The organism is Rhodopila sp., from assembly GCF_965277165.1.
Lineage (GTDB): Bacteria > Pseudomonadota > Alphaproteobacteria > Acetobacterales > Acetobacteraceae > Rhodopila.
Genome location: NZ_CBDICE010000005.1, coordinates 301103 through 322947, shown reverse-complemented (window position 1 = coordinate 322947; position 21845 = coordinate 301103). Strand labels below are relative to the sequence as shown.

The 21845-nt window shown below is 63.5% G+C and carries 25 protein-coding genes, 1 tRNA gene and 2 pseudogenes; 7 read left to right on the top strand and 21 right to left on the bottom strand.

Features of this window, described 5'->3' with window-relative positions; all coding sequences use genetic code 11:
* Positions 1-64 precede the first annotated feature (64 nt).
* A complete protein-coding gene (locus ACQY4Y_RS02020; protein WP_428490718.1) occupies positions 65-1261 on the top strand; it encodes a threonine ammonia-lyase in 1197 nt (398 codons plus the stop codon).
* A 26-nt stretch (positions 1262-1287) separates the two neighbouring features.
* The gene (locus tag ACQY4Y_RS02015; protein WP_428488894.1) at positions 1288-1950 is read left to right on the top strand and encodes a uracil-DNA glycosylase family protein; all 663 of its coding nucleotides are present in this window, start codon (positions 1288-1290) and stop codon (positions 1948-1950) included.
* Between the two features lie 23 nt (positions 1951-1973).
* Here ACQY4Y_RS02015 and ACQY4Y_RS02010 read toward each other — a convergent pair.
* From ACQY4Y_RS02010 to ACQY4Y_RS01980, 7 genes and pseudogenes are all read right to left on the bottom strand, one after another.
* Positions 1974-2049, bottom strand: a tRNA-Ala gene (locus tag ACQY4Y_RS02010).
* A 114-nt stretch (positions 2050-2163) separates the two neighbouring features.
* A pseudogene (locus ACQY4Y_RS02005) lies at positions 2164-2320 on the bottom strand (ISAs1 family transposase); the annotation flags it as partial.
* A 296-nt stretch (positions 2321-2616) separates the two neighbouring features.
* Positions 2617-3120 (bottom strand): annotated as a pseudogene (locus ACQY4Y_RS02000) (F0F1 ATP synthase subunit B); the annotation flags it as partial.
* Between the two features lie 98 nt (positions 3121-3218).
* Positions 3219-3818: a F0F1 ATP synthase subunit B' gene (locus ACQY4Y_RS01995; protein WP_428488893.1), complete on the bottom strand. Its 600-nt coding sequence runs from the start codon at positions 3816-3818 to the stop codon at positions 3219-3221.
* Positions 3819-3837: 19 nt separating this feature from the next.
* The gene (locus tag ACQY4Y_RS01990) at positions 3838-4062 is read right to left on the bottom strand and encodes an ATP synthase subunit C family protein (RefSeq protein WP_428488892.1); all 225 of its coding nucleotides are present in this window, start codon (positions 4060-4062) and stop codon (positions 3838-3840) included.
* Positions 4063-4138: 76 nt separating this feature from the next.
* The gene (locus ACQY4Y_RS01985) at positions 4139-4897 is read right to left on the bottom strand and encodes a F0F1 ATP synthase subunit A (protein ID WP_428488891.1); all 759 of its coding nucleotides are present in this window, start codon (positions 4895-4897) and stop codon (positions 4139-4141) included.
* A gap of 12 nt (positions 4898-4909) precedes the next feature.
* Positions 4910-5236, bottom strand: coding sequence for an AtpZ/AtpI family protein (locus ACQY4Y_RS01980; protein WP_428488890.1), 327 nt, complete (start codon positions 5234-5236; stop codon positions 4910-4912).
* A 178-nt stretch (positions 5237-5414) separates the two neighbouring features.
* On the opposite strand from ACQY4Y_RS01980, the gene ACQY4Y_RS01975 reads away from it, so the two are divergent.
* Positions 5415-6797 (top strand): inorganic phosphate transporter, encoded by a 1383-nt coding sequence (locus ACQY4Y_RS01975; protein WP_428488889.1) that lies wholly within the window; start codon positions 5415-5417, stop codon positions 6795-6797.
* Here ACQY4Y_RS01975 and ACQY4Y_RS01970 read toward each other — a convergent pair.
* The 7 genes from ACQY4Y_RS01970 to ACQY4Y_RS01940 form a co-directional block, all read right to left on the bottom strand.
* Entirely contained in the window at positions 6794-7153 is a 360-nt protein-coding gene (locus ACQY4Y_RS01970; RefSeq protein WP_428488888.1) for an alpha/beta fold hydrolase, read from the bottom strand. The genes ACQY4Y_RS01975 and ACQY4Y_RS01970 overlap by 4 nt on opposite strands.
* 31 nt (positions 7154-7184) lie before the next feature.
* Positions 7185-7619, bottom strand: a complete 435-nt coding sequence (locus ACQY4Y_RS01965) for an alpha/beta hydrolase (RefSeq protein WP_428488887.1) — start codon at positions 7617-7619, stop codon at positions 7185-7187.
* Positions 7620-7678: 59 nt separating this feature from the next.
* Positions 7679-8743: an ABC transporter ATP-binding protein gene (locus ACQY4Y_RS01960; RefSeq protein WP_428488886.1), complete on the bottom strand. Its 1065-nt coding sequence runs from the start codon at positions 8741-8743 to the stop codon at positions 7679-7681.
* A complete protein-coding gene (gene ugpE, locus ACQY4Y_RS01955; RefSeq protein ID WP_428488885.1) occupies positions 8744-9574 on the bottom strand; it encodes a sn-glycerol-3-phosphate ABC transporter permease UgpE in 831 nt (276 codons plus the stop codon). It abuts the gene before it with no gap.
* Positions 9571-10464 carry an ABC transporter permease subunit gene (locus ACQY4Y_RS01950; protein ID WP_428488884.1) on the bottom strand — a complete coding sequence of 298 codons (894 nt, stop codon included), beginning with the start codon at positions 10462-10464 and terminating at the stop codon, positions 9571-9573. The genes ugpE and ACQY4Y_RS01950 overlap by 4 nt, the downstream gene beginning before the upstream one ends.
* 7 nt (positions 10465-10471) lie before the next feature.
* Positions 10472-11794, bottom strand: a complete 1323-nt coding sequence (gene ugpB / locus ACQY4Y_RS01945; protein ID WP_428488883.1) for a sn-glycerol-3-phosphate ABC transporter substrate-binding protein UgpB — start codon at positions 11792-11794, stop codon at positions 10472-10474.
* 147 nt (positions 11795-11941) lie between these two features.
* On the bottom strand, positions 11942-13204 hold the full coding sequence (locus ACQY4Y_RS01940; RefSeq protein ID WP_428488882.1) for an MFS transporter: 1263 nt from the start codon (positions 13202-13204) through the stop codon (positions 11942-11944).
* A 96-nt stretch (positions 13205-13300) separates the two neighbouring features.
* On the opposite strand from ACQY4Y_RS01940, the gene ACQY4Y_RS01935 reads away from it, so the two are divergent.
* Positions 13301-13831: a DJ-1/PfpI family protein gene (locus tag ACQY4Y_RS01935; protein WP_428488881.1), complete on the top strand. Its 531-nt coding sequence runs from the start codon at positions 13301-13303 to the stop codon at positions 13829-13831.
* On the top strand, positions 13798-13953 hold the full coding sequence (locus tag ACQY4Y_RS01930; protein WP_428488880.1) for a hypothetical protein: 156 nt from the start codon (positions 13798-13800) through the stop codon (positions 13951-13953). The genes ACQY4Y_RS01935 and ACQY4Y_RS01930 overlap by 34 nt, the downstream gene beginning before the upstream one ends.
* 22 nt (positions 13954-13975) lie before the next feature.
* On the opposite strand, the gene ACQY4Y_RS01925 is transcribed toward ACQY4Y_RS01930, so the two are convergent.
* Positions 13976-15445, bottom strand: coding sequence for a DHA2 family efflux MFS transporter permease subunit (locus tag ACQY4Y_RS01925; RefSeq protein ID WP_428488879.1), 1470 nt, complete (start codon positions 15443-15445; stop codon positions 13976-13978).
* A 216-nt stretch (positions 15446-15661) separates the two neighbouring features.
* Between ACQY4Y_RS01925 and ACQY4Y_RS01920 the strand changes: the two genes are divergently transcribed.
* Together ACQY4Y_RS01920 and ACQY4Y_RS01915 are read left to right on the top strand one after the other, a co-directional pair.
* Positions 15662-16000, top strand: coding sequence for a hypothetical protein (locus tag ACQY4Y_RS01920; protein ID WP_428488878.1), 339 nt, complete (start codon positions 15662-15664; stop codon positions 15998-16000).
* Positions 16001-16077: 77 nt separating this feature from the next.
* Positions 16078-16761 (top strand): DUF1223 domain-containing protein, encoded by a 684-nt coding sequence (locus ACQY4Y_RS01915; RefSeq protein ID WP_428488877.1) that lies wholly within the window; start codon positions 16078-16080, stop codon positions 16759-16761.
* Between the two features lie 10 nt (positions 16762-16771).
* On the opposite strand, the gene rplQ is transcribed toward ACQY4Y_RS01915, so the two are convergent.
* The 6 genes from rplQ to secY all read right to left on the bottom strand — a co-directional run bounded on the left by rplQ (position 16772) and on the right by secY (position 21760).
* Positions 16772-17191 (bottom strand): 50S ribosomal protein L17, encoded by a 420-nt coding sequence (gene rplQ / locus ACQY4Y_RS01910; protein ID WP_428488876.1) that lies wholly within the window; start codon positions 17189-17191, stop codon positions 16772-16774.
* Between the two features lie 110 nt (positions 17192-17301).
* Complete coding sequence (locus tag ACQY4Y_RS01905) at positions 17302-18333, bottom strand: DNA-directed RNA polymerase subunit alpha (RefSeq protein ID WP_428488875.1); 1032 nt, start codon at positions 18331-18333, stop codon at positions 17302-17304.
* Between the two features lie 133 nt (positions 18334-18466).
* Positions 18467-18862, bottom strand: coding sequence for a 30S ribosomal protein S11 (rpsK, locus tag ACQY4Y_RS01900; RefSeq protein ID WP_428488874.1), 396 nt, complete (start codon positions 18860-18862; stop codon positions 18467-18469).
* Positions 18863-18958: 96 nt separating this feature from the next.
* Positions 18959-19336, bottom strand: coding sequence for a 30S ribosomal protein S13 (gene rpsM, locus ACQY4Y_RS01895; protein WP_428488873.1), 378 nt, complete (start codon positions 19334-19336; stop codon positions 18959-18961).
* Positions 19337-19769: 433 nt separating this feature from the next.
* On the bottom strand, positions 19770-20426 hold the full coding sequence (locus ACQY4Y_RS01890; RefSeq protein ID WP_428488872.1) for an adenylate kinase: 657 nt from the start codon (positions 20424-20426) through the stop codon (positions 19770-19772).
* Positions 20423-21760, bottom strand: coding sequence for a preprotein translocase subunit SecY (secY, locus tag ACQY4Y_RS01885; protein WP_428488871.1), 1338 nt, complete (start codon positions 21758-21760; stop codon positions 20423-20425). The genes ACQY4Y_RS01890 and secY overlap by 4 nt, the downstream gene beginning before the upstream one ends.
* Positions 21761-21845: the final 85 nt, after the last annotated feature.

Sequence of the window (21845 nt, the reverse complement as noted above, 5' to 3'; positions counted from 1 at the left end):
TCACTCGGTCGCGCGGCCTCGCCACGCAGGGACGCGATCGATGCCCAAACGGCATGATCGGCGGATGATTGGCCTCGCCGATATCGAGCAGGCGGCTGAACGCATCGCGGGGCAGGTCTTGCGCACGCCGATGCTGCCCTGTCCGGCGATTTCCAACATCACCGGGGCGGATGTCGTGCTGAAGCTGGATAATCTTCAGGTCACCGGCGCATTCAAGGAGCGCGGGGCGGCGAACCGCCTGGCCTTGCTGTCCGCCGACGAACGCGCCCGCGGCGTGGTTGCGATGTCGGCCGGCAATCATGCGCAGGCGGTTGCGCGCCACGCCAGTCTGCTGGGTATCGCCGCCACCATCGTGATGCCGAAGTTTACCCCCTCGACCAAGGTCACCAGGACGGCGGCCTGGGGGGCGAACGTGGTGATGGTCGGTGAAACCCTGGCCGAATCGGCGGCGCACGCCCACCAACTGGCTGCCGAACGGTCGCTGGTGTTCATCCACCCGTACGACGATCTGGCGATCATCGCCGGTCAGGGCACCCTGGCGCTGGAGATGCTGCAGGATGCCCCGGACCTCGATGCGCTGATCATACCGGTCGGCGGCGGCGGTCTGGTTGCCGGCTGTCTGGTCGCGGCCACTGCGATGCGCCCAGGCATCGCCGTGCATGGCGCCGAGGTGGAAACCTATGCCGCGATGGCGCAGCGCTTGGCCGGCCGTTCGGTTTCGGTCGGCGGACCCACCATCGCCGAGGGCATCGCGGTCCGTGATATCGGTGCAATCCCGTTCGAGATCGTTCGTCGCCGCATCGCCGGCATTCTTGTGGCTCCGGAACGGGCGATCGAGGAGGCGATCGGCGTGCTGGTGGAAGCTGCCAAGACCGTGGCCGAGGGTGCCGGCGCGGTCGGACTGGCGGCTCTGTTGGCCCATCCGGACCGATTTCGCGGCAAAAAGGTCGGTATTGCCATCACCGGCGGCAACATTGACGCCCGCATTCTGTCAAACGTTCTGCTGCGCGACCTGCTGCGCGACGGAAGGCTGCTGCGGCTACACCTGCAAATCCCCGACCGGCCGGGCGTTTTGGCCGATATCGCCGGCAAGATCGGTGGCTCCGGCGGTAACATCATCGAGGTTTCGCACCAGCGCCTGTTCGCGTCGTCCTCGGTGCAGGCGGCGGAACTGGAGGTCATGGTCGAGGCGCGGGATAAGCTGCACGCGAACGCGATCGTTGCAGCGCTGGAGCAGAGCTACATCGTCAGGCAGGTGTGATGCTGGCGCGGCGGGCGGACCGGGCGATGGCAACGGAAGCCGAATCCAGGTTCGCCGCGACAGCAGCGGAGCGGTCGGATCGGTGGATAAACCCGGCTGAGCCGTTGCCCACGGCAGACACGCTTCAGCAGGCCGTGGAGGCGGCGCTCGCCTGCCGTCGCTGCGAAGCGGCGTTGCCACTTGGTCCGCGCCCGGTTTTCCGGGTGTCGGCGACCGCCCGCGTTCTGATCATCGGGCAGGCGCCGGGAACAAAGGTCCACATGACGGGGGTGCCGTGGAACGATGCGTCGGGCGACCGTCTGCGCTGCTGGCTGCTGATGGACCGCGATCATTTCTACGACCAGACGCGGATCGCCATCGTGCCGATGGGGCTTTGCTATCCGGGTCGCCTGACCAACGGCGGCGACGCTCCGCCCCGGCCGGAATGCGCGCCGCTGTGGCTCGACCGTTTTACCCGGCTGATGCCAGAGTTACGGCTGACGGTGCTGGTCGGGTCGTATGCCCTGCGGCATCGATTGGGACCCGGGGCGATGACCGAGCGGGTGCTACGGTTCCGCGAACTGGGCCCGACTATCTTGCCGCTGCCACATCCGTCCTGGCGGACCACCGGCTGGGAGAGGCGCAATCCGTGGTTCGGCGAGGATCTGCTGCCGGTGCTGCGTCAATCGGTGGCGACCGCGCTGGAATGAGGATGTGCGGCGACCGGAGATGATGGTGGAGCTGAGGGGAATCGAACCCCTGACCTCCTCATTGCGAACGAGGCGCTCTCCCAACTGAGCTACAGCCCCATCGCCGGTCTCGAAATTTCGCGTCGCCGCGTCAGGCATCCACCTTGATCGTGCGAGGCGCCCTAATGATCGGACTATTCGCCGAAGTCAAGCACGCTCGCGGGATCGCCAGGGCTATCGCATTTGACCGAGCACTGATCGGGGCGAACTCGTCGAACGAGCCAGAGCGCTTGTGTCTTCTTCGGATTGATATGTCCGGCTTGGCAGGTCTCAGGACACTGAGCGCCAGCTTTCGCAGAATGGTGAGGTTTTCCGGTCCAGCCGGGCGACGGCACTGTTCTGGTGACCCGTAGCCGGCCTGTTCGCTACGGAGATAGATGTTGCAGTCGTCCGCGTAACGTACGAACTGGTGTCCGCGACGCTCAAGCTCGCAGTCCCGTTCGAACAGCACGAGGTTCAAGAGCAGCGACGAGAGCGATCCGTCCTCAGACTGCCTTCCAAACCGGTTTGCGCGGGTGCGGTGGCCTAATTCACCCGCTTTGACCGTTCCGCTCAGCGCGTTCAGACAAGCGTCTGAAAGGAATCCGCGCTAGGCCGGCGGCCGCCATCGCCACCTCGAGCAGTGCCGCGCGCCGACAGCGCTGCCGGCAGTTGCGTGATCGCGTGGTCGATCAGGCCGGAATCCGTATCGCCGGCCAGACCCTCGGTCAGCACCTGACGCGCCGCCGTGGTGGCGACGTCGACGGCGGTTAGCCGGACGTCATCGACGGCTGCCCTTTCGGCGGCGGCGATCCGATCGATCGCCATCTGCTCGCGGCGTTTGGCCGAGGCCTCGGTCTCTGCGGCAGCGGCGGCGGTTACCCGGCCGGCTTCGGCATGGGCCCCCTCGATCATGGCCTTTGCGTCGGCCAACGCGGTGGCACGCTGCTTTTCGGCGTCGCGCAGCATGGACTCGGCTTCTCGCCGAAGCCTGATGGCTTCCTCGATCTCGGCCTTCACCGCCGTGGCCCGAGCGTCCAACAGGCCGGCCAGGATCCCCCAAAGCCTTTTACCGAACAGAACAAAAAACAGGATGAAGGCCAGACCCACCCAGTTCCTTGGTTCGGCGAAGAAACCCGGCTCGTTTGTCATGATCCTCCGCTCCAGCTGAACGAATTTCAGCCTGACCGCGCATGTTTGGTGGCACAATTTAAGCGCTGGGGACGTTCAGCCCCCAACGCGTTCATAATCTAGTCGATGCCGCGAGCGGCCAGGACCGACCCGATGGCACTATTCAGTCGAGCAGCATCGGGCGTCGATCCGGTCAGCCGGGTCACCACCGTGGCGGCGGTCTCGGTCGCCACCTGACGCAGTGCGCGCATCGCCGAGGCCCGCGCCGCGGCGATTTGGGTTTCCGACTCCTTCAGCCGCTCTTCCAGTCGCGCATTCAGCGCCTCGGACTGCACCGCCGCAGCTTTTTGCGCCTCTTCCAGCGCTGCGTTGATCGCTGCCTGAGCCTCGGCGCGTGCCTTCGAGGTTGCGTCTTCGGCTTCCGTCATGTCGGCATCGGCGCTGGCCTTTGCGGCGCGCGCCTCGTCCAGATCCTTGGCGATTTTGGTCGCCCGCTCTTCCAGTACTGTCGCCACCCAGGGCAGGCCGGTGCGGGACAGCAGATGGTACAGCAATGCGAAGATGATTGCGCCCCAGACCACCTGGCTGAGTGTCAGCTTGGTGGAGAAGTCGAGCTGAGGCATGCCCTCTGCCCACGCGGCGGCGGGCAGCATCGCCAGGGATGCCGCGGCACTAAAAACGATTACGCAACAGTACTTCATCGCCTTCATCGGCCGCATGCGCATGCGTCCGCCCGCCTCAGACGAAAAGGATGATGAAGGCGATGACCAATGCGTACAACGCCACAGCCTCGGTCAGTGCAAAGCCCAGGATGGCCAGGCCAAACACCCGGTCGCGCGATGCGGGATTGCGGGCGACACTGGTCACCAGCGAGCCAAAGATCGTGCCAATGCCAATGCCGACCCCCGAGAGTGCGATCACGGCAAGTCCGGCACCAATCATCTTGGCGGAAGCGACATCCATAGTCTGAATTCCTTTCGATTATCCGGTCGCGCGGGCGGAGAGCCCCGTGCGGTTGTTCAGGGTTGATAAACGGGTGTCAGTGCAGGTGAACCGCGTCGTGCAGGTAGATGCAGGTCAGGATCGCAAACACGTAAGCCTGCAGCGTCGCCACCAATATCTCGAACCCGATCAGGATCGTGTTGAGCCCAAAGGCGAGAAGCGCCGGAAGGTAGCCCAACCAGCCAAGGCCACCCAGCATGATGATGAAGGCGCCGAATACTTCCAGCATGACGTGTCCTGCCATCATGTTGGCGAACAGTCGAACCGACAAAGAGATGATGCGCGAGAAGTAGGAGATCACCTCGATCACCACGAGCAGCGGCGCCAGCGCCACCGGGATTCCCTGCGGCAGGAAATAGCTGAAGAAGTGCAACCCGTGCTCCTTGAGCGCAACCACTGTCACCAGGACGAACACCAGCAGCGTCAGCCCCAGCGTCACCATGATGTGGCTGGTAAAGGTGAAGAAGTAGGGGAACACGCCGAGCAGGTTGCCGAACAGGATGAAGAAGAAGAGGGTGAACACCAGAGGGAAGAACCGCCGCCCTTCCGGACCAATGGTCTCGGTGCACATCGACATGACGCCTTCGTAGCCCAGCTCGGCCGCGGCCTGCAGCCGCCCCGGCACCATGGCTCTGGGCTTCATGCCGATCCACAATAGCCCCAGGATCAGCACCCCAGCCACCACCATCATCAGGTTCGACTGGGTGAAGTTCACCGAGGCACCGATCGGCCCCAAAACCGGATGAAGCTGGAACTGCCCCAGCGCGTCGATTTTACTTGAACCCTCGGCCGCCACGCGGTTTCGCTCCTACTTTCGACCCGATCCAGAGTCCTTCGGCACGAAGACGCGCCAAAGGTTGATAATACCCGCCGCACCGCCCAGGGGAACGAACACCACCGTCAGGATCGGCGTGGTGTGGAACAGCCGATCCAGCCCGTACCCGATGGCGACTGCCACCACAAGGGCCGAAACCAGCTCGATCCCCACCCGCATGCCGATCGACCACGGTGAGCCGCCGAGGCCGCCCTGGACCGCCAGGTCTGGCTTCGGCGTAGCGTCGAGGCCCTGCTTGCGTCGGGCGGCTTGCAGACGCGTCTCGAAAGAGTTGTCCGGGCCGCCGGTTTTCTGACTCATGCTCGTCCCTGGCAACATTACGTGCCGGAAAGCGGGGGCTTGCTACCCACGGGGGGTGCGGGTGTCAAGAACGCCTGCCGATTTAGCCTTCGGAACAACCTCATGTGGCGGGCGGCCCATCGCCGGATGAACTTGCGATGAACCTGCGACCCGACGTCGGCGTCGCCGTTTGGCTCCGATGTTCGCAGCCGTCGCCCCGTCTTCGTCGATCGCTTTCGCGGTCCTGATCTTTTGCTTCGTGCTGGTGCTGGCGTTCGAATTCTCCAACGGCTTCCACGATACCGCGAACGCCGTCGCCACGGTGATCTACACCCACAGCCTGAAGCCAGTGCCAGCGGTGCTGTTGTCCGGTAGCTTGAACTTCCTGGGCGTCCTGCTGGGCGGCGTCGCCGTGGCCTTTACCCTGGTGGAGCTGCTGCCGCCGGACGTGCTGACGCCGCCGAACGGCAATCCAGCGATCGCCATGCTGTTGGCGTTGTTCCTCGCCGCGCTGATCTGGAATGTCACCACCTGGTGGCTTGGAATTCCGTGCTCGAGTTCGCACGCCATCATCGGTTCGCTGCTGGGTGTGGCGATCGTCAACTCCGTCACCGCCTCCAGGGGCCTGGGTCATGGCGTGGACTGGTCACAGGTCTGGTCGGTGCTGCGGGCGTTGTTGGTGTCTCCGCTGCTGGGCTTCTTTCTCGCCGGAGCGCTGTTCCGTGTGCTGCAGGCGGTGATCCGCGACGACACGCTGTTCGAGCCGACCGAGGGCAAGCCGCCGCCCTGGTGGGTGCGTGGACTGCTGATCCTGACCTGCTCCGGCGTCAGTTTCGCGCACGGGTCGAACGATGGACAGAAGAGCATCGGTCTGATCATGCTGACGATCATCGGCATCATGCCGGCGGCGTTTTCCTTGAATCCCGAGGTCTCTCCCGCCAGTCTGCCCGCCATCGTCGGGGCAGCGGATCAGGCCAGTCCGCTGATCCAGAAGTACGGCGACGATGAAAAGGCCATGGCGGTCGCCGATGCCGGGCGCATCAGCCAGACCCTGCGCAGTGTGAAGGCGATGTCCGAGGTGCCCGACGCCGAGCGTCCCAGATTGCGGGACGCAGTGTATCATGTAAACGCACAACTCAAGACCGCGTCGGAAAGCAAGGCTGCCAGCGCCGCGGACAAGACGCTGGCGAAGAAACTGCACGGCACGCTGCATGGAGCGGTCGAATACGCGCCGATCTGGGTGCGTGTGCTCAGCGCGGTCTGTCTCGGGGTCGGCACGATGGTCGGCTACAAGCGCATCGTGACCACCATCGGCGAGCGGATCGGCAAGCGTCATCTGTCCCCGGCCCAGGGCGCCTCGGCTGAACTGGTCGGCGGCGTGCTGATCGGAACGGCGGGGTTTTCAGGGTTGCCCGTCAGCACCACGCACATCATCTCGTCGGGGGTCGCCGGGACTATGGCGGGGTCGGGCGCGGGGGTTCAGAAGCAGGTGATCTGGCAGATCATTCTTGCCTGGGTCGCAACCCTGCCGGCCACGATCGTGCTGTCCGGCGCGCTGTTCTGGTTGTTCTCCGGCGGCTAGCCCAGCGTCCGCCTCAGCCAGGCAGCGACACGGTCGATCACGGCCTGCTCGCGGCCGCGATAGAAATGGTCGCATTTTGGAATGATCTCGACGTCACAGATCGCTCCGGCATGGGCCGCGAACGCCTCGGCCGGATAAGTGTCCTCGCTTTCCTGGTCGCCGCGCAGGCAGAGCGTCGGACACCGCACGGCCGGCGCCAGTTCCACGATATCTGGCATCGCCGTCATCCGGTCGAGGAAACTGTCCGCGGTAATGACATACCACCAGCCTGGCATCAGCATCAGGTCGCCGCCGCGACCGGCCGCGACCATGGCCTTGGCCCGCGCGGTGATTTCATCGAGCTGGTCAGCCGCCATCAGGCCCGCCTGACTTGATCGGCGCACGCCGTCAGGGGCCACGGCCATGGGCCGAGAGCAGGATCAGCGCCGGCGTTTCCGGATGCGCCACAACGTGCGGCACGGCCAGCATGCCGCCGTTGCTGTGCCCGATCACGACAGGTGCGGGAAAGCCGCGGTGTTTCATCCACTGTGCCGCAAGGCCATTGTCATCTATTCCTTCTTGCGTCGATTGCAGCGCCGCACCCTCGGCGTTCCGGCTGTCGCGGATGCTGAGGATATCGTGTCCGCGCCGGTTGAACGCCAAACACGCGTAGCCCATCGCGGTGAGTGTCGGCGGCAGGAACCTGGGCGCGCCGACATAGAAGTTCATCGTGTTGCCGTGAAACAGCAGCACCGCGCCGACGATCGGCCCACCATCCGGCAGATGCAAAGCTCCATCGAGTGGGATCGTATCGGTCGGGATCGAAATCAGTTCAGTCCGCATATTTTTACCTATTATGACGTAACGTTCGCCCACAGCCCGGTGGGGACGACCAACGGCTATCAGTTGACCGGGTCGATGCGTTTCCCGCTGGTGCGATCGAAGATATGGACGTGTTCCCGCTGGACAGAAACCGCAACGGTTTCGGTCGGTGCGACAACGCCAGGAACACTCAGGATAATTGTTTCATTGTCCCGACCAACCACCCGCCCATGCACCAAGGTCGCCGAACCCAGTGGCTCGATCAGATCGACCGTCAGCGCCAGCTCGCCACCGCCCAGCGTCAGGTGTTCGGGGCGAATGCCCAGGGTGATGGCATCGCCCGGGCGACGGCCTTGCAGCGGGATCAGCGGCCCGGCGTCGAGTTGGACGGCGGTGCCGTCACGGACCAGCCGGGCGGGCAGAAAATTCATCGTCGGTGACCCGACAAAACCGGCGACATAGGTATCGGCGGGACGCTCGAACACCTGCATCGGGGTCGCCAGTTGTGCCGGCGTGCCCTGATGCAGGATCAGCAGTCGATCGCCCAGCGTCATGGCCTCGACCTGGTCATGCGTGACGTAGAGGCTGGTCACGCCCAGGCGGCGCTGCAGTCGGCGGATTTCGGCGCGCATCTGCACCCGCAGCTTGGCGTCCAGGTTGGACAGCGGCTCATCGAACAGGAACAGTTTGGGATCTCGCACGATGGCTCGTCCCATCGCCACGCGCTGGCGCTGGCCGCCGGAAAGTTGCCTCGGCTTGCGCGCCAGCAACTCGTCCAGTCCGAGCAGTTGCGCCGCTTCCTCGACCTTCCGGGTGATCTCGCCGCGCAACAGGCCGCGGATGCGCAAGCCGTACGCCATGTTGTCGAATACCGACATATGTGGATACAGCGCATAATTCTGGAACACCATGGCGATGTCGCGTTTGGAGGGATCCAGCGCGGTGACGTCCCGCCCGCCAATCGTGATCCGGCCGCTGGTCGGTGTCTCCAGCCCGGCCACCAGCCGCAGCAGTGTCGACTTGCCGCAGCCGGAGGCGCCGACGATCACCAGCATTTCGCGGTCGTGCAACGACAGGTCGATCTGGCGCAGCACCTGGGTCGCGGCAAAACTCTTGCTGACGCCTTGCAGTTCAAGCGTCGCCATCTACTTCTCGCCCTCGGTCAACCCGGCGACGAACCAGCGCTGCATCAGCACGACGACCAGCACCGGCGGTAGCAGGGCCAGTACCGTGGTCGCCATCACCGCGCTCCAATCGGTCTCGGTTTCCTGGCCGATCATCTTGACGATTCCGATGACGATGGTGTCTAGGCCCTGACTGGTGGCGACCAGCAACGGCCACAGGTACTGATTCCAGCCGTAGACGAACAGGATGACGAACAGCGCGGCGATGTTGGCGCCGGAGACCGGTAGCACGATGTCGCGCAGGAAACGCAGCGGGCCTGCGCCGTCGATGCGGGCAGCCTCCACCAATTCATCGGGGATCGCGGTGAACACCTGGCGGAATAGCAACGTCGCCGTGGCCGAGGCGATCAGCGGTACCCAAAGACCGGTGAAGGTATTGATCAGGCCGAAATCCGCCATCACCGTGTAGGTGGGGATGATCCGCACCTCGACCGGCAGCATCAGGGTGATGAAGATCAGCCAGAAGGCGACTCCGCGGAACGGGAAGCGGAAGAACACGACGGCGTAAGCCGAAAGGATCGATATGACGATCTTGCCGAACGCGATAGCCAGCGCCATGCCGAGCGAGACCAGCAGCATGTGCCAGACCGGCTGGCTTCCCATAGTGCTGGTTGTCAATACGCGGCTATAGGCGGACCAGTTGGTAAAATGCGGCACCAGTGAAAGTTCGCCGCGCATGATCGCGTTGGAGTCCTGGGTGGACCCGGCGAATACCAGCCAGACCGGCAGTGCGAACAGCAACACGCCCAGGATAAGGATGGCATGCGCCAGGTAGTCGGGACGTTTGCTCATATCGCGCCCGCCGCACTGGCCCTGCGGCCCATGAAGCGGAACTGCACGGCAGTGACCGCGATCACGCCCACCATCAGCACGACGGACTGGGCCGACGACGACCCGATGTCCTGGTTGATGACGCCGTCGCGGAAAACCTTGATGACCAACGTTTCGGTATCCTTGCCCGGGCCGCCCTGGGTCAGCGCATAGATGGTGCCGAAAGTATCAAATGCGGCGTAGACGATGTTCACCACCAGCAGAAAGAAAGTGGTTGGCGCCAGCAATGGGAAAGTAATGGTGCGGAACCTGTGCCACCCCCTGGCGCCGTCGATTCTGGCGGCTTCGGTGACCGCTCTTGGGATTGACTGCAATCCCGCCAGAAAGAAGATGAAGTTATAGCTGACCTGTTTCCAGGCGCTGGCCGACACGACCATCAGCATCGCCTGGTCGCCGTTCAGCGCGTAGTCCCAAGCGATGCCATGATGATTCAGCCAGCGGCCGAGCAATCCGACCCGCGGGTTGAGCATGAACAGGAACAGCACCGCCGACATCGCGGGTGCCACCGCGTAGGGCCAGATCAGCAACGTGCGATAGATTCCCCGGCCGGCAATCGATCGATCGGCGAACACCGCGAGCAACAGCGCGACACCCATCGCCAGCACGCTGACCGTGAGGCAGAACAGCACGGTGCGAACGATGGATGCCAGGTAGAGAGGGTCGGTGAACAAGTCGACGAAATTGGCCGCTCCGACAAACACCCATCCCTGACCGAAGGCATCCTGAGTGATCATGCTGGACCACACAGCCTCGCCGGCTGGCCAGTAGAAGAAGAAGATCGTCAGCAGGAGTTGCGGCAACAGCAGAACCGCCGGCAGAAGGCGTCCGTCGAACACCGTGCGGCGGTCCATGTCGGGGTCAGGCCTTGGCGGACCTGGCGAACTCCTTCAACACCTTGTTGCCACGCGCCACGGCAACGTCCATTGCCTGCTGCGCGGTTTGGCCGCCCTGCAGCGCCTTTTCCAGTTCCTCTTCGATGATGTTGCGTATCTCCGGCAGGCGTCCAAGCCGCAATCCCCTGGTGTTCGGCGTCACCGTGCCGCGGGCGAGCTGTTCCACCGGGATATCGGCACCGACATTCTTGGTGAAGAAGCCCTGCTGCTTCAGCAGGTCATAGCCGGCGAAGGTCACCGGCACGTAGCCGGTGTTCTTGGCCCAGGTGGCATCCACGTCGGGTTTGCCGATATACTTCAGGAATTCCGCCACGGCTTTGTACTCGTCCGGCCGACGATCCGGTGCGGTCATCGTCCACAGGCTGGCGCCGCCGATGATCGAGTTCTTTGGCGTCTTGATGATCTCCGGATCGTAGGGCAGGTAGGCCTCGGCCCAGTCGAATTTCGCCGACTTCACCAGATTGCCGCGGGATGACGAAGACCCGAAGGAAATTGCCGCCTCGCCGGAGACGATCAGCGGGTCAGGCGCGGCGTCACGGCCCTCGTATTTGAAGCTTCCGTCCTTCGACATCTGCAGCAACCGCTCGATATGCTTCACATGGGCGGGGCTGTTGAACACCAGTTGGGCATCAAGGCCGTCGAAGCCATCGGATTTGGTAGCGAAAGGCAGGTTGTGCAGGGCGCTATACTGTTCTACCTGCACCCAGACCGGCCAGGACGTGGTCATCGCGATCGGCGCGGCCTGCTTGGCCTTGATCGCCTCGGCGGCCGCGCGCACCTGTTGCCAGGTCGCCGGCGCCGTGTCGGGGTCCAGCCCGGCCTTGCGGAACGCGTCCTTGCTGTACCACATCACGGCGGTGGACGAGTTGAATGGCATCGACGCCAAACGCCCGTCAGCCAGGCTGTAGTAGCCGCGCACCGCGGGGATGTAGGCCTTCGGGTCGATCGTCAGCCCGGTCTCCTGCACCAATTGCCAGACCGGCTTCACCGCCTTGCCGGCGGCCAGCATGGTGCCGGTGCCGACCTCGAACACCTGCACCAGGTGGGGCGCCTGACCGGCGCGGGACGCGGCGACTGTCGCGGTCAGCGTGTCGGCATAACCGCCCTTGTAGACCGCCTGCAGCTCCACGGCGCCCTGGCTGGCGTTGAAGCCATTGGCGATGCGGGCGACCTCGTCGGCCAACGCGGCGGTCATCGAATGCCACCACACGATCCTGACCTTGTCAGCGGCGCGTGCTCGGCCAATGGCGAGGGCAGCAGGGGCGGCTAGCAGCGTGCGGCGCTTCATTGACGGGTTCCTCACCTGAGTTGCTTCACAGCCGTTAGCGACGCCGTGTTGCGACCCGATTACCGATTTCTGACGCTTGGGTGAAGGGGTGGCGTACGCCAGGCGGCCGAAAGGTTGCCCCGATCGTCCAAGTGTGGCCGGCTGTTTTCAGGCCGAGTCGATCCCGGTTGCGTTGGTTTCCCTGGCGGCCACCACCGCCACGGCCGCCACCAATCCAAGGGCGACGAGGTATAGTGACACCGGCCAGGTAGCGCCCGCCCAGGCAAGCAAGGCGGTAGCGATGATCGGGGCGAACCCCCCGCTCAGCGCGGCGGAGATTTGGCATCCGAGCGAGGCGCCGGTGTAGCGCACTCGGGTACTAAACAGTTCCGGCATCCAGGACGCGCCGATGCCGAAGCCGATCGCGTGGGTCAGGTTCATCACCAGCGCCAACCCGACGACGACAATCGCCGGATCGCGTGTTTCCAGCAGCCAGAACACCGGGAAGGCCGATGCGATGGAGAAGACGACACCGCCGAGGTAGATCGGCCGCCGGCCGAAACGGTCCGACAGCGCCCCGGCCAGCGGCAGCGTTATCAATTCCAGCAACGCCCCAAGGATGATCCCGTTCAGGATCAGAGTGCGCGGCAATCCGAGCCTGGTTGTGCCATAGACTATCGCGAACACGGTCAGGACGTAGACCCAGGCGACTTCAGAGATCTTCATCCCGATCGCGATCAGGACGTCCCGCGGTGCCCGGCGGAGCACCTCCAGCATCGGTTGCGGCGACACGTTCTCAGCGCGCCTGATCTGCTCGAACACCGGGCTTTCGCCGAGGCGCATGCGGACGAACAGGCCGACCGCGACCAGCACGAGGCTCAGCAGGAACGGAATGCGCCAGCCCCAGGAGAGCATATCGGCCGCGGATAGGGCGCCGAGTGGAACGAAAATCCCGGTCGATGCGGCCACGCCGATCGGAAATCCAAGCTGCACCAGACTGCCATACAAGCCTCGGCGGCCGGGCGGGGCATGCTCGATCACCATCAGCACCGCGCCGCCCCACTCGCCGCCAAGTCCAAACCCCTGCACGAAACGAAGTAGGATGAGCAGCAGCGGCGCCCAGATTCCGATCTGGGCAAAGCCTGGCAGGCAGCCGACCAGGAACGTGCCGCCGCCCATGACGATCATGGTCAGCATCAACATTGTCTTCCGCCCCAGCCGATCGCCGAAATGGCCGAACACGATGCCGCCGAGCGGGCGGGCTGCAAATCCGACGGCGTAGGTGCCAAAGGCGGCAAGGGTGCCCGTGGCCGGGGCGAAACTGGGGAAGAACAGCTTGTTGAAAACCAACGCGGCCGCGGTGCCGTAGATCAGGAAGTCGTACCACTCGACAACGGTTCCCAGCACGCTGGCCCAAACCACGGTGCGCATGGTGGCGACGGCCCGCATGCGACAGTGGGCGGGTACGAGGCCTGCAAGAGGCGATCGTCAGGATGCAATCGTTAGAAGGCAAACCATGTACCGGGCATGAAATCACGCTCCCAGGCAGCCCGATTCGGCGTGCTGATCTATCCAGACGTGGAGCCGATCGATGTCGGGGGCACCGTCGGCGTGGTGTCGATGGCGCGCCGGGTGTTGCCGGAGTTGCAAGCAACCGTCATCGCGCGACGGCTGGGTCCGGTGCGTCTGGCCGGTGGACTGAGGGTGCATGCCGACCCTGGGATCGATACGGCGCCTGATTGCGACGTGGTGGTCGTCTGCGGTGGGGCGGGCTGGCCGCAAGCGGCGGCGGATCAGGCAATACTGTCGTATCTACGCGGGCTGCGACCCGAGGCCGTGGCATCGGTCTGCACCGGCGCGATGATCCTGGCCGCGGCCGGCGTGCTGGACGGGCGCATCGCGACAACCCGGCGGCATGCGGTCGGACCGGAAACTGCTTCCCCGCTGGAACTGCTCGGGCGCAGCGGCGCGATCCAAACCGCGGCCGCCCAGGTCGTGGACGCCGACGTGGTGACCGGCGGGGGGTGTCGCTCGCGATTGATGCCACGCTGTATCTGATCGGGCGTATCTTCGGCGAGGACGCCGCGGCCGAGGTCGCTCGAATGATCGAATATGACCGCGCCTATGCGGCCAATCGGGCGGCGCTCGGCAGCATCGTGCAACCCGCGGCGGCGCGGTGACAGAGGCGGGCATAAATCGACGTCACTCCCCTGGCCGCGGGGTCGATGCAACCGCCTCTGACGCCGGCGCGCGCGCCGGGCGGCCGGTCAGATCATCGCCCGCGCTGGCCGGCATGAACCAGGCGACCGGCGCGGCCGCCAGGGTCATCAGGCCGACCACTACGAAGGCCACGCTGAAATCCGAGTTCTCCGGGGTTTTGTGGTGCGCGAAAGTCCGAGCAAGCTCCAGCGACAAGGCACCGACCGACACGCCGATGGTGGCGGCAAGCTGCTGGCCCGCCGTGTAGAGACTTGTCGCGGCGCTCATTTGCGGCCGCGGCACGTCACCGTAGGCCAGCGTGTTATAGGCGGTGAACTGCAACGAGCGCAGGAATCCACCGATCAGCAGCACCAGATAGATCGCCGCCGCCGGCCAGGTCGGACGGAACAGCGCGCACACCGTCAGCATGATGCCGGACATCACGCCGTTCCAGATCAGCGTATCGCGGAAGCCGAATGCCCGCAGCACATATTGCGCCGCCGGCTTCATCACCAGCGCTCCGGCCGAACTGGCGAATGTGATCAGGCCGCTCTGGACCGCGGCATCGCCGAAGCCGACCTGCAGCATCATCGGTAGCAGGAAGGGGATGGCGCCAATCCCGGTGCGGAACAGCATCATGGCGCTGAACGACAGCCCGAAACACGGCAGCTTCATCAGGGTGAAATCGAGCAGCGGTGCATCCATCCGCCTGGCATGCAAGTAGTATAGAAACGCCACCACCAGTCCGGCGACGATCATGCCCTGGGTCAGCGCCGGCGAGACCAGCCCTCGCCCGACGGTTTCCAGGCCGAACATCACGCAAATCAGCGACACTCCAGTCAGGATCAGGCCGCGAAGGTCGAATTTTCCGCGCGGCGGTTCCCGGAAATCCTGGATGAACAGCGTCACCGCAAGGATGCCGATCAGGCCGACCGGGATATTGATGAAGAAGGTCCAGCGCCAATTGAAGTAGGTGACGATGAAGCCGCCCAGCGGCGGCCCGACCACCGGCCCCAGCAGCGCCGGCATGGTCAGCCAGGCCATCGCGGCCACCAGTTCCGACTTCGCGGCGGTTCGCAGCAGCAGCAGCCGCCCCACCGGCACCATCATCGCGCCGCCAATGCCTTGCAGCACGCGCGCCGCCACCAGTTCCACCAGGCCGTTCGACACGCCGCACAGGATCGAGCCGATGGTGAACACGATGATGGCGCTGCGGAATACGTTGCGCGTGCCGAAGCGGTCGGCGACCCACCCACTCGCCGGGATGAACACCGTCAGGCTGAGCAGATAAGAGGTCAGCGCCACGTTCATCCGCACCGGGTCGTAACCGAACGAACGTGCCATTGTCGGCAGTGCGGTGGCGATGATCGTCGAGTCGAGATTTTGCATGAACAGCGCGCTGGCGACGATCACCGCGGTCAGCCGAGTCTGGCTGGAGACTCGAGACGAACGCAGAGAGGGCGGTTGCGGCATGACGTCAGTGTCGCGCGGGACGCGCCGAGGGGAAAGTCCCACGGGCGATCCGCCCCACGGGCTTGCCTGCCGAAGCGGCTGCAATCGGTAAGCACCCTTTGGGCTTCCCGCTGCCGGCAGCGTTGACCATACAGCCGAAGGTCCTGTTCATCGGTTATTTATGATATCGTTGCAGATTGACCAAGAATGCTTCTGAGATGGTTCGAGGCCCATGCCATGGCACAGCCGACCGGGGATGTGAAAAACTGGATGAACATGTTTCGTTGGATCGTCAAACTTATCCGGGATGAATACGAAGTGGACGAAGCCAGTCTCACCCGGTCTTCGGTGCTGGAGACGGATTGTGGCTTGGCGATCGAACAGGTCGAGGTCGTGCTCGACACCATCGGCGAAAGCTTCGCACTGCGGTTCCCGCCCGGCACGTTGGACGAGGTGGTGAAACTCGACGAACTTTGCATGCTGGCGGCGTGGATGAAGGGGCTCTACAAGCGCCCCGAGTTCATCTCCGCGGGGTTCGAACAACGCTGCAGGGCGGCAAACGCCGCCTGCGCGTGAGCCTGTTCTTACCAAAGCTTCACGACTGAATTTTGGGGATTGCCTTACAAGTTTTGACAAGCTGGGGAGGATGCCCGATGCGCGCCGCGATGATCGGACTGGTCTTTGCCTCGATCCTGGTGACCGCCGGACATGCTCAGGATTCTCCGACCGTGGTGGAGTTGTTCACCTCGCAAGGTTGCTCCTCCTGTCCGCCGGCCGATGCGTTTCTGACTGACCTCGCCCGCCAGCGGCGCGATGTCCTGGCGTTGGCGTTCCATGTCACCTATTGGGACACGAGTGGGTGGAAGGACCCCTTCTCGCTTGAGGCGGCGACTGCCCGGCAGCGCGACTACGCCCGAGAACTCGGCGACGATAATGGCGTCTATACACCGCAAATGGTGGTCGATGGCACGACCGGCTTCGTCGGGTCCAGCCGCGCGCAAGGGCTGAGCGTGATTGCCGGCGCGGCGCGAAGCCAAATCCCCGTCAGCCTGGTCCGTGATGGAAAGGCGCTGCGGGTTGAGGTGGGGACCGGCGTCGGCCAGGCCAAGGTTTTACTGGTCGGCTTTGATCCAATGCACCAAACCCATATCGGGCGCGGCGAAAACACTGGACGCACGTTGCTGGAGTCCAACATCGTACGCTCGCTGACGCGGATCGGTGCGTGGTCGGGCGCATCGCTCGACCTCCACCCGCAAACGCAGACTGGTCAGAGTTTCGCCGTGCTGCTGCAAGCCGATAACGGCCGGATCATTGGCGCCGCCCGGCTTCAGTCCTGAACGCCGAACGCTACTCTTCGGTATCGTCTTCCTTGGCCTGGACCGGTCCGCTGTCCTGGCCCTTGGCGGAGAGGTCGCGATCGACCAGTTCGATCACCGCCATGTCGGCCGCATCGCCATGGCGCACGCCAGCCCTCAATACCCGGGTGTAGCCGCCCGCTCGGGTTTTGTAGCGATCGGCGAGCGGGCCAAAGAGTTTGTTGACGATCACGTCGTCACGAAGTTTCGCGTGGGCCAGCCGCTTATTGGCGAGGCCGCCCTTTTTGCCCAAGGTTATCAGCCTCTCCGCCACCGGCCGAAGTTCCTTTGCCTTCGGCAAGGTCGTGGTGATCTGCTCGTGCTTCAGCAGGGCATGAGCCATGTTGCGGAACATCGCCAGGCGATGTGTGGACGTTACGCCGAGCTTCCGGCCGGCAACACCGTGACGCATTGATCAGTTTTCCCTAGTTCCAGCTTGGACCATTTCTCGGCCTGAAAACGGTCCATTGCTTTGGCAGCGCCATATGCGCGTTGTGCTGTCGGTTCAGCGTGATCGGTGGGCTAGAACGGCTCTTCCAGACGCTTGGCCAGGTCCTCGATATTTTCCGGCGGCCAGCCGGCGACGCTCATGCCCAGACCGAGCCCCATCGAGGTCAGTACCTCCTTGATCTCGTTCAGCGACTTGCGGCCGAAGTTCGGCGTCCGCAGCATCTCCTGTTCGGATTTCTGCACCAGGTCGCCGATATAGACGATATTGTCGTTCTTCAGGCAGTTGGCGCTGCGCACCGACAACTCGAGTTCGTCGACCTTGCGCAGCAGGTTGCGATTGAACGGCAGATCGTCTTGCGGCTCTTCCGCGCGGATCTGTTGCGGTTCATCGAAGTTGATGAACAGTTGCAACTGGTCCTGCAGGATCCGCGCTGCCAGGGCGACGGAGTCCTCCGGCGTCACCGCGCCGTTGGTTTCAACGGTCAACAACAGCTTGTCATAGTCGGTGACCTGACCCACGCGAGTCGGCGCGACGCTGTAGGACACCCGCCGGACCGGAGAGTAGATGCTGTCGACCGGGATCAGGCCGATCGGCGCATCCTCCGGGCGGTTGACGCTGGACGGTTGATAGCCTTTGCCCAAGTTGACGGTGAATTCCATGCCCAGCTTCACGCCATCGTCAAGCGTACAGATCACCAGTTCGGGGTTCATGATATCGATGTCATGGCCGGACTGAATCTGGCCGGCGCGCACCTCGCCGGGGCCGGTGGCGGTCAGCGTCATGCGCTTGGGGCCCTCGCCGTGCATCCGCAGCGCGAGCTGCTTGATGTTCAGCACGATGTCGGTGACGTCCTCCCGCACGCCGGCAACGCTGCTGAATTCATGCAGCACGCCGTCGATCTGCACAGCGGTGACCGCCGCGCCCTGCAGCGATGACAGCAGGATGCGGCGGATGGCATTGCCCAGCGTCATGCCGAAGCCGCGTTCCAGCGGTTCGGCGACCACGGTGGCAACGCGCGATGGATCGGCGCCTGGCTCGACTTCCAGCTTTTCCGGCTTGATCAGAGATTGCCAATTTCTCTGAATAACTGCGCTTTGCCTCATACTACCAACACCTTTCGAACCGCGTCGGGCGCGGTTGATGTCCCCTGGACAGTGTCAAAACCGCGGAATTCTTGGTCCGTCCTGATCGGACGGCGCCGCTTTGACGTCGTCCGATCAGGGGCGAACGTGAAACTCAGACCCGCCGGCGCTTGCGCGGGCGACAGCCATTATGTGGAATCGGCGTCATGTCGCGGATGGTGGAGACCGCGAAACCGACCGCCTGCAGCGCACGCAGGGCACTCTCGCGCCCGGAACCTGGTCCACTGACCTCTATCTCCAGCGTCTCCATGCCGTGGTCGCGGGCTTTCTTGCCGGCATCCTCGGCGGCGACCTGGGCGGCATACGGTGTGCTTTTGCGACTGCCCTTGAAGCCCTGGCTGCCGGCCGATGACCACGCAATCGCGTTGCCTTGGGCATCCGTGATGGTTATCACGGTATTGTTGAACGTGGCCGCCACATGGGCCACGCCCGCGATGATATTTTTCCGTTCCTTGCGTCGAGGCCGAGCGGCCGAGGCGGGTTTCGCCATTATCCTTGATCCTGCTTTAGCTGCCAGCCGCGCCGGAAAGCGGCGCGGCATAGAATGCTTCGATCAGCCAGGGCCGAGAGGGCCCGTCTGGTCCGGCTATTTCGTGACTTTCTTCTTGCCGGCGATCGCCACAGCTTTGCCTTTGCGAGTACGGGCATTGGTGTGGGTCCGCTGGCCGCGCACCGGCAAGCCGCGGCGGTGCCGCAGGCCGCGATAGCAGCCGAGATCCATCAGACGTTTGATGTTCATCGCCACTTCACGCCGCAGATCGCCTTCAACGCGATACTCTCGGTCGATCAATTCGCGGATGCGCAGGACCTCGTCATCCGAAAGCTGGTTGACCCGACGATCGTCCGGGATGCTAAGCTGCTGACATATCGCGGCGGCTTTGGTCGGGCCGATGCCATATATATAGCGAAGGCCGATGGTCACTCGCTTATTAGTTGGGATATTTACGCCGGCAATACGCGCCACGCCTAACTCTCCTGTCGCCCGGCGAGACCGCCGGGTCTGTGATTGCCCGAGTGGGCTGAATTTCGTGCAAACAGCGCCAGACCCGATATGGGATAGCGTTGGAGGGCGGGACTATAGTTTCCAGCGCGCAGGAGTCAACGGACGCTTATCAATTTTGCGTGATGATATCTAGATCCTTAACGAATCGGCAAGGATGACGCACGGATCGGATCCACTGACGCCGCGCGAGGAGAGTAGACTTCGCTCCGTACCGCACCGGGTCGCATCGACAAGCTTCTCGGTCGCGTCGGTCAGGCCTGACCGCGCTGCCCGGCAGAATTTTGCACTTCAAGCCAGCCGCCTATCGGAGTCGGCGGCAAAATCCAGGCTCACCGGCAACTGTCCATACTGCGCTGATCGAACAGCGGGCCGTGCCCAACGCGAGGTTGGCGCGTTATGCCTGTGCGGCTGCCAGCAGGGCATCGATTTCGGCGGCAACGGAGGCGATATCGGCCATCCCATCGACAGTGCGCAAAGCCCCGGTTGCCGCATAGTGTGGGATGATCGGCGCGGTCTGCTGGTGATACGCTTCTAGCCGAGCAGCCACGGTTTCGCGCTTGTCGTCGGCTCGGTGGACGAATTCGGTGGATCCGCAGACGTCGCAAACCCCGGACTTTGCGGTCGGCTTGAAGCTGTCATGGTACCCTGCGCCACATTTCGCGCAACTGAATCGCCCGGCGATTCGCTCTGTTAACGTGGCAGTGTCCACCTTGAGTTCGATGACAGCGTCGAGGTGCAGGCCCTTCTTGGCCAGCATCCGGTCGAGCGCCTGCGCCTGCGGCACCGTGCGGGGAAAACCATCGAGGATAAACCCGTTGGCCGCATCGGGCTGGTCCAGGCGGATGCCAAGCATGCGGACCAGGATATCATCGGAGACAAGCTTCCCCGCCTCCATGATCGCCTTGGCTTCCTTTCCGATCGGTGTGCCGGCGGCGACCTCGGCGCGCAGCATATCGCCAGTGGATATCTGAATGATTCCATACTTTTGCTGCAGACGTTTCGCCTGGGTGCCTTTGCCCGCGCCTGGCGGGCCCAGTAGAATGAGTTTCACCGACGTCCCTTGCCCCGGGTCTTACGGATAAGACCTTCATATTGATGCGCGAGCAGATGCGATTGGATCTGCGTTACGGTATCCATAGTAACAGATACCACGATCAAAATCGAGGTCCCACCGAAATAGAATGGCAGCCCGTAATCGGTGATCAGGATTTGCGGCAGCAGGCAGATCAGCACCAGGTAGATGCCGCCAACGGTGGTCAGCCGCGTCAGGATGCGGTCGAAGTAATCCGCCGTCGCGCTGCCGGGGCGGATACCCGGAATGAAGCCGCCGTATTTCTTCAGGTTGTCCGCCGTCTCCTCGGGGTTGAACACCACGGCGGTGTAGAAATACGAAAAGAAGATGATCATGAACGCATACAGGCCCAGATACAGCGGCTGACCCTGCCCAAGCTGAGCGGCAATGGCCTGCAGCCAGGGCGGCCCGTTGGTGGCGAAGCCAGCGATGGTGGCCGGAATCAGCAGGATCGAACTGGCGAAAATCGGCGGGATGACGCCTGAGGTGTTGATCTTCAGTGGAATATGCGTCGAATCGCCGCCGAACATGCGGTTGCCGACCTGGCGCTTGGGATATTGCACCGCGATGCGGCGCTGCGCTTGTTCGACGAACACGATGATCGCGACCGTGGCCACCGCGATCACCAGGAAAATCAGAATGAATAAGGGTGATAACGCTCCAGTGCGGCCCATTTCCAGCATCGAGGCGAAGGCGTTTGGCAGATTGGCGACAATCCCGGCCATGATGATCAAGCTGGTGCCGTTGCCGATGCCGCGGGCGGTGATCTGCTCGCCCACCCACATCAGGAACATGGTGCCCCCGACCAGGGTGATCACGCAGGAAAAGCGGAAGAACCAGCCCGGATCGATCACCGCTGCGCCGATGCTGCCACGCATCGATTCCAGGCCGACGGCGATGCCGTAGGACTGGAACAGCGCGATCAGCACTGTCAGGTAGCGGGTGTACTGATTGAGCTTTTTGCGCCCGGATTCACCTTCCTTTTTGAGCGTCTCCAGCGTCGGGATGGCGCTCGACATCAACTGGATGATGATGCTGGCGCTGATGTAGGGCATGATGTTCAGTGCGAATACTGTCATCCGCCGAAGCGCGCCCCCGGTGAACATGTCGAACATACCCAGGATACCGCCGCCGTGCTGGGACAGCATCTCGCTCATCACCGAGGCATCCACACCCGGCACTGGAATGTAGGTACCCAAGCGATAGACGATCAGCGCACCCAGGGTGAACCAGATGCGCTGCTTCAGTTCGGTCGCCTTGGAGAAGACGCCCAGGTTGAGGTTGGCTGCAAGTTGTTCGGCAGCGGACGCCATGGGATTTGCCTTTGAGGTCGTGGCCTATCGTCTATCCGGCCGGACTTGGGCGCAAGCCGGATGCCGGTCAAGCAAAAAGCCACGC